At 66.4% G+C, this 13177-nt stretch carries 14 protein-coding genes and 1 riboswitch; of the genes, 6 read left to right on the top strand and 8 right to left on the bottom strand.

Annotation, left to right across the window (positions count from 1 at the left end; translation table 11 throughout):
* Window positions 1–11 precede the first annotated feature (11 nt).
* The 3 genes from AC3IPP_RS14050 (at window position 12) to AC3IPP_RS14040 (ending at window position 2835) form a co-directional block, all read left to right on the top strand.
* The gene (locus AC3IPP_RS14050; protein WP_489149418.1) at window positions 12–947 is read left to right on the top strand and encodes an ABC transporter ATP-binding protein; all 936 of its coding nucleotides are present in this window, start codon (window positions 12–14) and stop codon (window positions 945–947) included.
* The gene (locus tag AC3IPP_RS14045) at window positions 947–1714 is read left to right on the top strand and encodes an ABC transporter permease (protein ID WP_489149417.1); all 768 of its coding nucleotides are present in this window, start codon (window positions 947–949) and stop codon (window positions 1712–1714) included. The genes AC3IPP_RS14050 and AC3IPP_RS14045 overlap by 1 nt, the downstream gene beginning before the upstream one ends.
* Before the next feature lie 92 nt (window positions 1715–1806).
* Window positions 1807–2835 (top strand): hypothetical protein, encoded by a 1029-nt coding sequence (locus tag AC3IPP_RS14040; protein ID WP_489149416.1) that lies wholly within the window; start codon window positions 1807–1809, stop codon window positions 2833–2835.
* A gap of 27 nt (window positions 2836–2862) precedes the next feature.
* Here the strand turns inward: AC3IPP_RS14040 and AC3IPP_RS14035 are convergent, their stop codons facing one another.
* Together AC3IPP_RS14035 and AC3IPP_RS14030 are read right to left on the bottom strand one after the other, a co-directional pair.
* Window positions 2863–3240 (bottom strand): hypothetical protein, encoded by a 378-nt coding sequence (locus AC3IPP_RS14035; protein WP_489149415.1) that lies wholly within the window; start codon window positions 3238–3240, stop codon window positions 2863–2865.
* Between the two features lie 46 nt (window positions 3241–3286).
* On the bottom strand, window positions 3287–4045 hold the full coding sequence (locus tag AC3IPP_RS14030; RefSeq protein WP_489149414.1) for a ribonuclease T2 family protein: 759 nt from the start codon (window positions 4043–4045) through the stop codon (window positions 3287–3289).
* 94 nt (window positions 4046–4139) lie between these two features.
* On the opposite strand from AC3IPP_RS14030, the gene AC3IPP_RS14025 reads away from it, so the two are divergent.
* Window positions 4140–4424: a hypothetical protein gene (locus tag AC3IPP_RS14025; RefSeq protein WP_256968140.1), complete on the top strand. Its 285-nt coding sequence runs from the start codon at window positions 4140–4142 to the stop codon at window positions 4422–4424.
* Window positions 4425–4481: 57 nt separating this feature from the next.
* Here the strand turns inward: AC3IPP_RS14025 and AC3IPP_RS14020 are convergent, their stop codons facing one another.
* The 3 genes from AC3IPP_RS14020 to AC3IPP_RS14010 form a co-directional block, all read right to left on the bottom strand.
* Window positions 4482–5828, bottom strand: coding sequence for a Gfo/Idh/MocA family protein (locus AC3IPP_RS14020; RefSeq protein WP_489149413.1), 1347 nt, complete (start codon window positions 5826–5828; stop codon window positions 4482–4484).
* 67 nt (window positions 5829–5895) lie between these two features.
* Window positions 5896–6558, bottom strand: coding sequence for a cysteate racemase (gene cuyB / locus AC3IPP_RS14015; RefSeq protein WP_489149412.1), 663 nt, complete (start codon window positions 6556–6558; stop codon window positions 5896–5898).
* A 224-nt stretch (window positions 6559–6782) separates the two neighbouring features.
* Entirely contained in the window at window positions 6783–7235 is a 453-nt protein-coding gene (locus AC3IPP_RS14010) for a GNAT family N-acetyltransferase (RefSeq protein ID WP_489149411.1), read from the bottom strand.
* A 57-nt stretch (window positions 7236–7292) separates the two neighbouring features.
* Window positions 7293–7402: riboswitch (TPP riboswitch) on the top strand.
* A gap of 69 nt (window positions 7403–7471) precedes the next feature.
* Between AC3IPP_RS14010 and thiC the strand changes: the two genes are divergently transcribed.
* The gene (gene thiC / locus AC3IPP_RS14005; protein WP_489149410.1) at window positions 7472–9379 is read left to right on the top strand and encodes a phosphomethylpyrimidine synthase ThiC; all 1908 of its coding nucleotides are present in this window, start codon (window positions 7472–7474) and stop codon (window positions 9377–9379) included.
* Window positions 9380–9503: 124 nt separating this feature from the next.
* Here thiC and AC3IPP_RS14000 read toward each other — a convergent pair whose 3' ends face one another.
* Together AC3IPP_RS14000 and AC3IPP_RS13995 are read right to left on the bottom strand one after the other, a co-directional pair.
* On the bottom strand, window positions 9504–10028 hold the full coding sequence (locus AC3IPP_RS14000) for a hypothetical protein (protein WP_489149409.1): 525 nt from the start codon (window positions 10026–10028) through the stop codon (window positions 9504–9506).
* Window positions 10025–11419 (bottom strand): HD domain-containing protein, encoded by a 1395-nt coding sequence (locus tag AC3IPP_RS13995; protein WP_489149408.1) that lies wholly within the window; start codon window positions 11417–11419, stop codon window positions 10025–10027. The genes AC3IPP_RS14000 and AC3IPP_RS13995 overlap by 4 nt, the downstream gene beginning before the upstream one ends.
* 145 nt (window positions 11420–11564) lie before the next feature.
* Between AC3IPP_RS13995 and AC3IPP_RS13990 the strand changes: the two genes are divergently transcribed.
* Window positions 11565–12407: a hypothetical protein gene (locus tag AC3IPP_RS13990; RefSeq protein WP_489149407.1), complete on the top strand. Its 843-nt coding sequence runs from the start codon at window positions 11565–11567 to the stop codon at window positions 12405–12407.
* An 82-nt stretch (window positions 12408–12489) separates the two neighbouring features.
* Here the strand turns inward: AC3IPP_RS13990 and AC3IPP_RS13985 are convergent, their stop codons facing one another.
* Entirely contained in the window at window positions 12490–13161 is a 672-nt protein-coding gene (locus tag AC3IPP_RS13985; protein WP_138141932.1) for a DsbA family oxidoreductase, read from the bottom strand.
* Window positions 13162–13177 lie beyond the last annotated feature (16 nt).

The following is a 13177-nucleotide window of genomic DNA, read 5'->3' as shown; positions in this document are numbered from 1 at the left end:
GAGGGGCCTCCATGCCAGCCGTCATCACCATCCAGGGTCTGACCAAGACCTATAAGACGGGGCATCAGGCCCTGAAGCAGGTCGACCTGGAGATCGAGAAGGGCGAGATCTTCGCCCTGCTGGGGCCCAACGGGGCGGGCAAGACGACGATGATCTCCATCGTCTGCGGCATCGTCACGCCCTCGACCGGGACCATCACCGCCGACGGTCACGATATTCAGAGCGACTATCGCGCCGCCCGCACCAAGATCGGCCTGGTGCCGCAGGAGCTGACGACCGACGCCTTCGAGACCGTCTGGGCCACCGTCACCTTCAGCCGGGGCCTGTTCGGCAAGGCGCCGAACCCGGCCTATGTCGAACAGATCCTTCGCGACCTTTCCTTGTGGGACAAGAAGGACGCCAAGATCATGACCCTGTCCGGCGGGATGAAGCGCCGCGTCATGATCGCCAAGGCGCTGAGCCATGAGCCGGAAATCCTCTTCCTCGACGAGCCCACGGCGGGCGTCGATGTCGAGCTGCGCCGGGACATGTGGTCGCTGGTGCGTCGCCTGCGCGAGCGCGGCGTGACCATCATCCTGACCACCCACTACATCGAGGAAGCCGAGGAGATGGCCGACCGCGTCGGCGTCATCCTCAAGGGCGAACTCATCCTGGTCGAGAAGACCGCCGACCTGATGCAGAAGCTGGGCAAGAAAACCCTGACCCTTCAGCTTCAGGAGCCGCTGGCGGCCCTGCCGCCCGAACTGGCCGAATGGAACCTGGCGCTGCAATGCGACGGGGCCGAGCTGGAATACGTCTTCGATTCCAACGCCGAAAAGACCGGCGTGCCGTCCCTGATGCGCCGCCTGTCGGACCTGGGGATAGGCTTCAAGGATCTCAGCACCCGCCAGAGCTCGCTCGAGGACATCTTCGTCGGCCTGGTCCATCAGGATCGGGAGGCCGCGTGATGGCGTTCAACGGATATGGCGTCTGGGCCATCTATCGCTTCGAGATGGCCCGCGCCCTGCGCACCCTGTGGCAGTCGCTGGTGACGCCGGTCATCACCACGTCGCTCTATTTCGTCGTCTTCGGCGGCGCCATCGGCAGCCGCATGACCGAGGTGGACGGCGTCCCCTACGGCGCCTTCATCGTGCCGGGGCTGATCATGCTCAGCCTGTTCACCCAGTCGATCTTCAACGCCAGCTTCGGCATCTACTTCCCGAAGTTCACAGGCACGATCTACGAGCTCCTGTCCGCGCCCGTCTCGCCGCTGGAGATCGTGCTGGCCTATGTCGGGGCGGCGGCGACCAAGTCGGCGATCCTGGGCCTGATCATCCTGGCCACGGCGGCCCTCTTCGTGCCGCTCGAAATCCTGCACCCCTTCTGGATGCTGGCCTTCCTGATCCTGATCTCGACCACCTTCGCCCTGTTCGGCTTCATCATCGGGGTCTGGGCGCAGAATTTCGAGCAGCTTCAGTTCGTGCCCATGCTGATCGTCACGCCCCTGACCTTCCTGGGCGGCGCCTTCTATTCGATCGACATGCTGCCCGAGGGCTGGCGCACCGTCGCCCTGTTCAACCCGGTGGTCTATCTGATCTCGGGCTTCCGCTGGGCCTTCTATGGGGTGGGGGACGTCAGCGTTCAGATCAGCCTTGCGGCCACGCTGGCTTTCTTCTTCGGCTGCCTGGCGGTGGTGGGCTGGATCTTCAAGACCGGCTATCGTCTGAAGAACTGACGGTCACGAAAGCGCCGAACTCGGCGCTCACCGTCCTGGCCCTCTAACGCCTTTTCGACCTGATGCGCGCCCGGCCGGGCGCCGGAGACCGAATGTCCGACGCCGACGACAAGCCCCATACGCCTGATAATCCGGCGCCGGTAAAGCAGCCCGAACCCTTCCGCCGGGGCCAGATCACCTGGGGCCGCCCGCCTCAGGCCGCCTTCCATGTCGGTCCCCTGCCGCGCGACGAGGGCCTGGCGCGCCTGGCCGCCATGCCGCCGCACCCCAAGCCGACGCAGGCCAAGCCCGCCCAACCGCGCCCGCAGGCGGCCCAGCCCGCCGCCGCGCGTCTCGCCGCGCCCGCCGCCCGCCCGGCCGACGTCTTCGGCGGCTCCATGGTGCCCCGCCGCCGCCCTGCGGCGACTCCACAACCGGCCACGCCGCAACCCGCGCCGGCTCCGACGCCCGCCGCCGCGCTGACGCCGCGCCCCCAGCCGCAAGCCGCGCCCAGCGCGGCGCCCGCCGCGACGGCTCCGGCCGCCTCCACCATTCCGACTGCGGCTCCCGCGCCTGCCGTCCCGCCCGTAGCGCCGACGGTCGTCGAGACGATCGCTGCGCCCCTGACGCCTGCCGCGCCCAAGCCCCGCTCGCGTTGGCCGCTCTATGCGGGCGTGGCGGCCGCCGCCGTCCTAGTTCCTGTGGCGGTGTGGTTGCTGGCGCGCTCGGGTGCGGAAGAGAAGGCGTCACCGCCCCCTGCCGTCGTCACGGAACCGGCGGTCGAGGCTCCCGTCGTCCCGCCGGAGACGCCCGCGCCGACGCCGCAGCCCGCTTCGGCCGCCGCCGAAACGCCGCCCGCCGCCGTTCCGGCCGCCCGCGCTCCGTCGCCTTCGACGCGAAGCGCTGCGCCTGCGCGTCCGGCGCCCGCGCCGACCCGGCCGGTCTCGACGCCTGCGGCTCAGGCTCCCGTGACCCAGCCTCCGGCGGCGGCGACGCCTCCGCCTGTCGTTGTGGTGACGCCGCCGGCCGCGCCCCAGCCGGACGCCCCGGCCCCGGCCGACGGTCCGCCGCCGACCCAGGCGCGTCCCGCCCAGAACGACCCCGACGCCCCCATCGTCACCCGGCCTCAGAAGCTGGACTGATCTCGGGGTTGAACTGACGCCCGGCGTCTATTTCAGCGGCAGATAGCCCCGCTCCACCATCCGGCGCAGGGCGTCATAGGCCTCGGCCAACTCGTCATAGGCGGTGCGGGCGGCGGTCAGGCGAGCCACCTGGTCGGGCGTGGCCGGGGCGCCGGATTCGGCCAGGCGCACGGCCTCGGCGCCCCAGCGGACCCGCGCCTGGGCCGTCAGCACGGCCAGCTTCTGAAAAGCGCCGACGTCGACCTGGGCGAGAGCGTGGCCGATCAGTTCGCGGTTGGCGACATAGGCGGCGTAGTCGATCTGCTCCAGCAGGCCGCGCAGGCGGCGCTGCTCCTGCGGCTCCATGTCCTCGGGCTGGAAATGGTCGCTGGAACGGCGGCGGGACTGGGTCAGCATGGTCGACATGACGGCCTCGGACGAAACAGCGATCCGCAGCCTGACCCTGTTCTGGTTAACCGGTCGTTTGCGCGCCGGGCTGAACGCCCTTGGGCGCCAGTCTCAGCCGCTCGCGATCGGGCGCGCCCAGGCCGCGCGGACAGCGCATCGGCCGATAGTCCTTGGAGTAGCAGAGCCGCGCCTCGCGGAACCAGCCGTCGGTGGTGGCGATGAACACCCCGTCGCGGGGGAAGCCGGGATTGGCGGCGACGAAGGCGTCGCGGATGGCGCCGGCGGTCAGGCGCTGGGCCGGAATGGCCTCCAGGTCCGGCTTGTTCAGCCCGTCCCACATCCTCGCCGCCTGGGCGAAATAGGCCTCGGGGCTGTCCCAGCCGCAGGTGCCGTGGGCCGCCCATTCGTGCTGCTGCAGGCTGGGCGAGGGGATCATGCAGAAATGTTCGCGCACGGTCTCGACCGGGATGGCCGGGCCGGGCGCGGCGCAATAGCGCGGGTGTTTATTGTCGGCGCCGTTGGGCCATAGCCCGTGCAGGGTCAGGCCGAACTGATTGTTGGCGCACTGATAGCGCTCATCCGGATAGTCCTTGCCGCTGCGGCACGCCTGGGGCGACCAACTGACCGCCAGCATGTTGAAGGCGACCGGCACGTCGGCGGCCACCTCGTCCTGCGGAACGCGATAGGGGCGGGCGGGGCGCACATCGTCCGGCACGTCGCAGACGGCGCCCGCGACCGCGGCCTGCTCCGGCGCGCCTTCCGTCGAAACGGTGCAGGCGGCCAGCAGGAGCATCAGGGCGGCGGAGGCGAAAAGGGAGCGCATGGCGGTCTCGTAAACCCTGCGTGATCGGCGGCCAAGGCGGAACCGGCGCGCGGCCCCGCTCATTGAAAAGCGTAAGCATAAGAGGATGAGGCCCATGCCCGATCAAGACGCCTTTGAAGCCGCCCTGGAGGAAGCCATCGCCCTGTTCGAACAGGGTGAGAACATGAACCAGGCCCGTTTCGACGAGCTGATCGCCGAACTGGAGGCCCGCCGTCCTGACCTGGCCGCCGTGCCGGAAGGCGATCCGCGCTGCGACCGCGCCCGCGAGCTCCAGGCCCGCGCCGACGAACTGGAGCACCGCGCCGCCCAGGGCCACGGCCAGATGGACGAGGTCAACAGCCTGCTGTCGCCCCTGATGGGCAAGAAGGCGGAGAACTGATCCCGCCCTCCTGCCGTCACTCTCGGGACAAGCTCGAGGGTGACGGGTGGCGTGGGCTCAATACGCCCCGTCGAAGCCGAAGATCGGTTTGCGCTCGCGCCACGTCCCGCGCGTGAAGTCGGGGAAGTCCACCGTGCGGGCGCCCTCGGCGATCGACTGTTCCGACAGGGGCGTGATCGCGCTCCAGCTCACGGCGTCATAGATGTCGAGCGGCATCGCCGCCTTGGCCTTCAGCGCCTCGACGAAGGCATGAATGACGAAGAAGTCCATGCCGCCGTGGCCCGACCCGGCCGCCGTGTCCGCGTGGGTCTTCCACAGCGGGTGGTCGTATTGCTCGAACCAGGCCTCCTGCGCCTCCCATTGGTGCTCGGGACTGCGGCCTTCGATGTGGACCGACTTGTTCAGGTCCATCCAGAGCCCCTTCACCCCCTGCACCCGGAAGCCCAGCGAATAGGGACGCGGCAGATTGGTGTCGTGCTGCAACAGCAGGGTCTCGCCGTTGGCGCAGCCGATCGAGGTCGTCACCACGTCGCCCAGGTTGAACTGCACCTGGGCGTTCGGATGGTCGGCCCCGCCGTTGTCGACGACATAGGCGTGCAACCCCCGCGCCTTGGAGGCGTAGGCCGTCAGCGTCGTCATCCGGTTGCCCCGGTTCAGGTCGATCCAGTTGGCGATCGGCCCGATGCCGTGCGACGGATAAAGCTCCCCGTTGCGGTTGACCGAATGCCAGGTGCGCCAGCGCGCCTCGGACCAGCCCTTCGGCCCGAACTCGACCCCGCCGCCATAGGGCTTCTGCGGATCGCCGCTGTTGAACTTCACCGCGCGCAGGTCGTGCTGATAGCCGCCCTGCAGGTGCACCAGCTCGCCGAACAGTCCGGCGCGCACCATGTTCAGCACCGCCAGCACGTCGCGCCGATAACAGACGTTCTCCAGCACCATATAGGGGGTGCCGGTTCGCTCGTGCGCCTCCAGCACGTCCCAGTGGTCCTGAAGGGTGACGCCCGCCACGACCTCGCAGCCGACCGGGATTTTCGCCTCCATCGCCGCGATGGCCATGGGGGCGTGCCATTCCCACGGGGTGGCGATGATGACGGCGTCCAGCCCCGGATGGGCCAGCAGGTCGCGATAGGCCTGATCGGGCGCTCCTTCATAGGCGCGCGGCGCAGGTTTCCCGGCGGCGGCGATCATCCCCTTGGCCCGCGCGATCATCAGCGGTTCGATGTCGCACAGGGCGACGATGTCCACATCGGCCCGCTTCAGCAGGATGGACATCAGGCTCTGCGCCCTCAGCCCCGTGCCGATGATCCCGATCTGCAGCCGATCATTCCGCGCCAGGGTCGGTCCAGCCAGACCGGATGCCGCAAGCGCGGCGGACGAAGCGGCGATGAAGGCGCGGCGATCCATGACGAAGGCTCCTGCTGAACGGCGTCGCCTTCCCGCTTAGGCCAAGCTGAGCGCCTCGCCTAGCGCCTCACCGGCATGCCGCCACGCAGGCCTGCGCCAGCACCTCGGCCGAGTCGATCAGCGGGGCCACGACGTCGCCCTGATCCAGCAGCAGCGGCACCTCGGTGCAGCCGCCGATCACCGCCTCGGCGCCCGCCGCGATCAGGGCCTTCGCCAGATCGCGCATGGCCGCGCGCTGGTCAGACCCGACGTCGCCGGCCTTGACCCCGAACACCACCTGCATGAACCGCTCGCGCTCGGCGGGGGAAGGGGCGACCATCTCCAGCCCCTCGACGGCCAGCGCCTCGGCGTAGAGCAGGGCGGCGCCCGGCGTGGCCAGCACCCCGACCCGCCGCGCGCCGGTCGCGCCTGCGGCTTTCGCCGTCTCGGCGATCATGTCGATGAAGGGCAGGCCCGCCGCGCGGATGGCGTCGGCATGGGCGTGGGCCGTGTTGCACGGCATGGCCAGCACCTGCGCGCCCGCCGTCTTCAGCGCCCGCGCCATCTCGCCCAGCGTCAGGCCCGCCGCTTCAGGCTGCGTATGGCGGTTCGGCACCTGAGGATTGATGTCGGCGATGACGCGGATGTGGTCTTCGTCGCCCCTGGCCGGAGTCAGGGCCTGCACCCGCGCCAGGAAGGCCACGGTCGCCGCCGGCCCCATGCCGCCCAGAACGCCCAGAACGCGCGCCATTTTTACGATCCTGCTGAACCGCAGCGTTTCAAGTAATCCGAGCGCCGCGAGAAAAACGATTATTGTTCGATAAAGAGCGTTAACACGCGAAAATCGGCGGAACCAACATCGCGGCCGGGGATTGAGCAATCGGACACGTCGGACGCCCCCCCAACCCCGACGAAGTCTGCGGCGGCCCGGCCTTAACGCCCCCCCGACTGAGAAGCCGGGCCGCCCCCTCTCCCTCAATCCAGCTTCAACACCATGTCCCAGCGATCGATGCCGGGCGCATAGCCGTCGGGCGTGACCTTCATCGTCTCGAAGCCGAAGCGGGCGTAGAAGCCCTGCGTGTGCTGGCTGGTGTTCAGGATGACGCGCGTGATCCCCGGCGTGGCGCGCGCCGCCGCGATCCGCGCCTCGGTCAGCGCCCGGCCCACGCCCTGACGGTGCAGGCCGTTGTCGACCATACCCCAGCACAGGGCCACGCTGATCTTGTCCGGCTCGACCGCATGGCCGCCGCAGGCCACGACGCGCCCGTCGCGCTCGATCACCTGATAGGCGTGCCCGAAGGCGGTTTCCTCCAGATAGTCGGCGAATCCTTCGCGCTCGCTGGCGTCGAAAAAGCGCGGCGTATTGCCGTCGAACAGGGCCAGGCAGGCCTCTCGGTCTTCGGCGCGATAGGGGCGAGCGATCAACATGTCTTCCCCTCTAGCACGCCGCCCCGCTTGACCCGCAGGGGAAAGCGGCTAGGGTCGCGCCGTTCTCCGGGGGGTCGCAATCGAGCGGCTGAGATTGAGGTTTCTCCTCTGACCCGTCGAACCTGATCCGGGTCATGCCGGCGAAGGGACGAGTTCACCGCTTTCGACGCCCGAAGTCCGGCGTAGGGGGCGCTCCTACCGCGCCGGCGGTCCCTCTTCTCGCAGGAGGCCGCCAAATGAATATCCACGTTTCCAACGAACAGCCGCACGAGCCGCAGGTCGACGTCGCCCTGGCCGACGCCCGCAAGCAGGTCGCCGCCGAGCACGGCACCATCCCCACCGGCCCCCGCACCGGCAGCGAGAAGGTCTATGTGGCGGGCGAGCTCTTCCCCGACATCCGCGTCCCCTTCCGCGAGGTCGCCGTCCACCCGAGCGCCAATGAGCCGCCGGTGACGATGTACGACTCCTCCGGTCCCTACACCGACCCGTCCGTCATCATCGACATCAAGAAGGGCCTGCCGCGCGTCAAATCCAGCTGGCAGCTGGACCGCGGCGACATCGCCCCCGTCCTGAACCCGCGCGAGGTCAAGCCCGAGGACAACGGCCACGCGTCGGGCAAGCACCTGGCCCCCCGCTTCGACGTCTCCAACCACCGCGTGTTCAAGGGCGTCGAGGGCCGCCCCGTCACCCAGTACGAATACGCTAAGGCCGGCATCATCACGCCTGAGATGGAATACGTCGCCATCCGCGAGAACCTGCGCCGCGAACAGACCGCGCCCTGCATCCGCGACGGCGAGGACTTCGGCGCCGCGATCCCCGACTTCGTGACCCCTGAGTTCGTCCGTCAGGAGATCGCCCGCGGCCGCGCCATCATCCCGCACAACATCAACCACCCCGAAGTCGAGCCGATGATCATCGGCCGCAACTTCCTGGTGAAGATCAACGCCAACATCGGCAACTCGGCCGTCCTCTCATCCGTCGACGACGAGGTCGACAAGCTGGTCTGGGCCACCCGCTGGGGCGCCGACAACGTCATGGACCTGTCGACCGGCCGCAACATCCACAACATCCGCGACTGGATCATCCGCAACTCGTCCGTGCCCATCGGCACCGTGCCCATCTATCAGGCGCTGGAGAAGGTGAACGGCATCGCCGAGGATCTGACCTGGGAAGTCTTCCGCGACACCCTGATCGAACAGGCGGAACAGGGCGTGGACTACTTCACCATCCACGCGGGCGTGCGCCTGCCCTTCGTGCCGATGACGGCCAGGCGCGTCACGGGCATCGTCTCGCGCGGCGGCTCCATCATGGCCAAGTGGTGCCTGTCCCACCACAAGGAGAGCTTCCTCTACGAGCATTTCGAGGACATCTGCGACATCATGCGCGCCTATGATGTCTCATTCAGCCTCGGAGACGGCCTGCGCCCCGGCTCCATCGCTGACGCCAACGACGAGGCCCAGTTCGCCGAGCTGCGCACCCTCGGCGAACTGACCAAGATCGCCTGGGCCAAGGGCTGCCAGGTCATGATCGAAGGCCCCGGCCACGTGCCGATGCACAAGATCAAGGCCAACATGGATGAGCAGCTCAAGCACTGCCACGAGGCGCCCTTCTATACGCTTGGCCCGCTGACCACCGACATCGCCCCCGGCTATGACCACATCACCAGCGCCATCGGCGCGGCCATGATCGGCTGGTTCGGCACGGCCATGCTCTGCTACGTCACGCCCAAGGAGCATCTGGGTCTGCCCGACCGTCAGGACGTCAAGGACGGCGTGATCACCTATAAGATCGCCGCCCACGCCGCCGACCTGGCCAAGGGCCACCCCGGCGCCCGCGCCCACGACGACGCCCTCAGCCGCGCGCGCTTCGAGTTCCGCTGGGAGGACCAGTTCAACCTCTCCCTGGACCCCGAGACCGCCCGCAAATTCCACGACGAGACCCTGCCGAAGGAGGCCCACAAGACCGCCCACTTCTGCTCCATGTGCGGTCCCAAGTTCTGCAGCATGAAGATCAGCCAGGACATCCGCGACGCCGCCAAGGCCCAGAACGACGCCGGCGCCAGCCTGACGGACGCCGAGGCGGGCATGGCCGAGATGAGCGCGAAGTTCAGGGCCGGGGGCGGGGAGATTGAGGTGAAGGTCTAACCGCCCGGCCCACGCCGGGATCAGGACTATGGACGCGAGGCGGCTTCGGTTAGCCTCGCGTCCGCAGAGCCGATGTAGTTGCGAGAAAATCGAACTCGACTTCGATCTTGCACAAGAATGGCTATCAGGCGTTGGAAGCAGGGGGGGGCAAATTCAATTCTGTTAGGAGTTCCACTGCCTTATCCAAGCGGCCATTTTGAACTTTGGCCCCCTTACGCTTGGTAATTTCGGCTCTCCAATTAGGAACCCCTTCCATCTTCCACAGCCAATCAACGGTAGCGGCTAGCTCCAAAATGGTGACATTCGTCCCGGCAAAGCGTTGAACGAGTTCAATTGTGGCTTCAGCCCCCAAATCGCCGAATGCATCAGCCGGTACCTCATCAACTTTAGCTTTGAAGATGCTAAAGCGAGCGCCGTCACTAGAGCGGAACCCATAATCCTCCTCGATCTTGTCAAACGCCTTGGCATCCGCCACCGCTAGGTCAAGATCGCGCGAGTAAGGGCCGTAGTGATAATACTCGTACTGGAACTCGCTTTCGAAGCCTAAGCGATCCAACAAATAGAGCGTTTTCTGGAGCCGCACGCGTCCGGTGAGTGCCCCACCGGCGGCATTAACTACGGCAGCAACGATGTCCTCCCGCTCGGTCATGCGGTTTCCTTCTTTCTACGCTTCGCTTGATCGCGCTCTGATTCGCTTTCGAAATAGTAACGCGTAAATTGCGCCTTCGAAGCGAGCGCACCGACAACTTTTGATACCCTGCTAATTTCAGTGGGCCCTGTGGCTTCATCAAGGATGTGAAGCTTTTTGTGCGCTCTTTCGTCGTCGCCGCCAATCTGCGTGTAAATGCCTATCGCTGCGCCTTCGTCCTTGAACACCCTACCCGAACCAACCTGCGCTTTAAATTCGGCGTCAATTTTCCGCGCCGCGCGCTGCTGGCGACCTTCATCGAAGCCGAAAGACCGAAGGTCTAGCGTCTTGTATAGATCGCGCTGCCTCAGGCGCAGAGCAAGTGACGCGATCTCCTTGCTGTCCGCCGCTTGCATGCGTTCTAGTGCTGACAGTACCAGGACATCGTCAAGCTCCAGATAGTTCCCCACGACCTCACCATCTTTTGCAAAGAAACGGAGCAAAGGATGGTTTTTCTCTAAGCCTGTGGCCTTCGCTGCACCCGGCTTGGTAGCAGCATCAGCTACCAAGCCCAAAATTTTTGCGACTAAGTGTTCAATGCACCTAGTCGTTTTGTGAAAATAGACCTGCTCATGAAGAGTATATCGCGCCAATAGAAATTGCTCCGCCGCAGGTAACGCCTTTGCGTCTAAGCAAAACGTAGCGACATGAACCTGTTCTTCGGGATCGTCATCCGACTCTGGGGCCTCCAAATCGACTGCCCTAACCCGCAAATGCTCCATCAATAGATCAAAATCTATCGCTCCAGCCCCTGTTCCGGTCATGAGGCGATCGCGACGAAGATAGTCTAGACGATCAGCATCGAAAGAGCTCGAAACAACGGCGTGGTAGATGTCCTCAGGATCTTCTACTTCCAGCAGGTGAGCTACCGCCTCACAAAAAGATTCATCCTGCCAAAAACTATCCAAAAGAGGCTGAATCTCGCCTGCTGTATTCCGGATAATATCTGCAGTCCATTTCTCGTGGCGCTTCTTTGCACCGCGCGCCTTCTGAACACCTTCGAAAGTATGACTGAACGGGCCATGCCCTAGATCGTGCAACAAGGCCGCGATTAGAGCCGTTTCAGCTCTTCTTGGGTTAAATTCTTCCCCGACCGCTTCGATTTCTTTTTTGATGATGCCGATAAGCTTTCTGGCGGTGTGGAATACGCCAATACAATGAGCAAACCGAGTATGCGTGGCACCAGGGTAGACGAAATCTGAAACGCCTAGCTGCTTGATCCTGCGTAGGCGCTGAAACTCCCTCGTATCAATCAAAGCCCATGCGAGCTGATCGACCGGCTCATTTTTGTCAAAAGAGATCAGCCCGTGCACCGGGTCCCTCACGCGCTGCGTTCTCGCTTCAATCTTCATAGAACATACCATGAACAAAATCAATTTTACACGAAGCGTAGCCTTATACTCGCCCCTTGCAACACTTTGTTCTTCGAGCGCACCCCCCGACCGATCCTGACGCACCTGTCCGCCAACCTCCTCCCCGCAGGCAGGAGGAGGCGAGATGGACGACGAGGCATACTGGCACGAGGGCGAGCCGCGCATTATCGCCTCCGGGCGGTGGGAGCAGGACGAGTACGGCGACACCACCTACATCCCCGACCATGTGCGGCCCTCGACCGCCGAGCGGGCCGAGGCACCCCCAAACCATGATGACGCCCCGCGCGGCCAATATTACGAAGACCCGGCGCCGCGGGACGGCTATCGCGTCCGCTCCGAGACGACCTGGGCGGCGGCGCGGCGCGACTATCTGGCCGGGGATACGGCCGAGGCCGTCTGCGACCGCTATGGGCTGAAGCTGGGGACGCTGCGGTCCCGCGCCGCGCGCGAGGGCTGGCGCCGCTGCGACGCGGGCGACCCCGATCCGTGGCGCGACGACGATGATGCGGTCGAGGATGCGGCGGCGGACGCCCCCGATCTGGCCGCGATGGCGGCTCAGGCCCTGATGCGGCTGAACCGGGCGGTGCGGCGCGGCCGGGCGGCCGAGGCGGCGTCGTGGCTGCGCACCTGGCGCGCGCTGACGGATCCGACCCTGCTGGCCGCCGCCGAGCCTGAAAGCCCGCCGCCTGCGCCTGAACCTGACCCGCTCGATACGCTGGAGGCCGACATGAAGGCGGTCGCCGCCGTCGCCCGCGACGCCGCCCGTCTGGCTCCCGACGACCACGCTGGCCGCCGCGCCGTCGAGGCCCGCATCAACGCCCTCAGCGCCCGCCTCGCGCCGGAGGGAGAGGGGGCGATTTCAGACGATTCAGACGAATTGGACTCTGTTTTTCCCAACCCTTCTCCCCTTGAGGGAGAAGGTGGCTTGCGGAGCAAGACGGATGAGGGGTGCGCGGAAACCGGCTGACCGTCTGAAAACAAGGGGCGTCGCGCCGACACCCCTCATCCGGTCCTGACGGACCACCTTCTCCCACAAGGGGAGAAGGAAACTACGCCTTGCCCGCGATCTCGCGCAGGGCGTTGACGAACACCTGCGTCGGCTGGCCGCCGGAGATCAGATATTTGTCCTCCACCACCACGGCGGGGACGGAGGTGATGCCCCGCGCGCGCCACAGGGCCTGCGCCGTGCGGACCTCCTGCATATAGCGGCCGGACGCCAGCACCTCGGCCGCCTCGGCGCGGTCCAGCCCGGCGGCCTCGGCCGCCTCGGTCAGGACGCCCGCGTCCGAGACGTTGCGTCCTTTCGTGAAGTGGGCGCCGAACAGGGCGTGCTTCAGCGCCGCCTGCTTGTCCGGCGCCGTCAGACCGGCCCAGTGCAGCAGGCGGTGGGCGTCGAAGGTGTTCCACATGCGGCTGTCGTCGCGGAAGTTCATCTCGACCCCGACCTCGGCGGCGCGGGCGGTGATGGCGGCGCGGTTGGCGGCCGACTGTTCGGGGGTGGAGCCGTATTTGCGGGCCAGATGCTCGCCCATGTTCTCGCCCTCGGGGGCGATGTCGGGGTTCAGCTCGAACGGCTGGAACGCGATGTCGGCGGCGATCCCTTCGCCCTGGAGCCGCTCCAGCGCCTGCTCCAGCCCGCCCAGCCCTACAGCGCACCAGGGGCACATGACGTCGGAGACGAAGTCGATCTTCAGCGGCTTGAGCGGGGCGGCGTCGGTCATGGCGGCAGGGCTTTCT

The organism is Brevundimonas sp. KH_060 (assembly GCF_057838275.1).
The sequence above is the reverse complement of the archived record's forward strand: the minus strand, read 5'-3'. Positions and strand labels throughout refer to the sequence as shown.

Coding starts and splice junctions, on each gene's coding strand:
- AC3IPP_RS14050 (WP_489149418.1), top strand. CDS start 12: ATGCCAGCCGTCATCACCATCCAGGGTCTGACCAAGACCTATAAGACG.
- AC3IPP_RS14045 (WP_489149417.1), top strand. CDS start 947: ATGGCGTTCAACGGATATGGCGTCTGGGCCATCTATCGCTTCGAGATG.
- AC3IPP_RS14040 (WP_489149416.1), top strand. CDS start 1,807: ATGTCCGACGCCGACGACAAGCCCCATACGCCTGATAATCCGGCGCCG.
- AC3IPP_RS14035 (WP_489149415.1), bottom strand. CDS start 3,240: ATGTCGACCATGCTGACCCAGTCCCGCCGCCGTTCCAGCGACCATTTC.
- AC3IPP_RS14030 (WP_489149414.1), bottom strand. CDS start 4,045: ATGCGCTCCCTTTTCGCCTCCGCCGCCCTGATGCTCCTGCTGGCCGCC.
- AC3IPP_RS14025 (WP_256968140.1), top strand. CDS start 4,140: ATGCCCGATCAAGACGCCTTTGAAGCCGCCCTGGAGGAAGCCATCGCC.
- AC3IPP_RS14020 (WP_489149413.1), bottom strand. CDS start 5,828: ATGGATCGCCGCGCCTTCATCGCCGCTTCGTCCGCCGCGCTTGCGGCA.
- cuyB (WP_489149412.1), bottom strand. CDS start 6,558: ATGGCGCGCGTTCTGGGCGTTCTGGGCGGCATGGGGCCGGCGGCGACC.
- AC3IPP_RS14010 (WP_489149411.1), bottom strand. CDS start 7,235: ATGTTGATCGCTCGCCCCTATCGCGCCGAAGACCGAGAGGCCTGCCTG.
- thiC (WP_489149410.1), top strand. CDS start 7,472: ATGAATATCCACGTTTCCAACGAACAGCCGCACGAGCCGCAGGTCGAC.
- AC3IPP_RS14000 (WP_489149409.1), bottom strand. CDS start 10,028: ATGACCGAGCGGGAGGACATCGTTGCTGCCGTAGTTAATGCCGCCGGT.
- AC3IPP_RS13995 (WP_489149408.1), bottom strand. CDS start 11,419: ATGAAGATTGAAGCGAGAACGCAGCGCGTGAGGGACCCGGTGCACGGG.
- AC3IPP_RS13990 (WP_489149407.1), top strand. CDS start 11,565: ATGGACGACGAGGCATACTGGCACGAGGGCGAGCCGCGCATTATCGCC.
- AC3IPP_RS13985 (WP_138141932.1), bottom strand. CDS start 13,161: ATGACCGACGCCGCCCCGCTCAAGCCGCTGAAGATCGACTTCGTCTCC.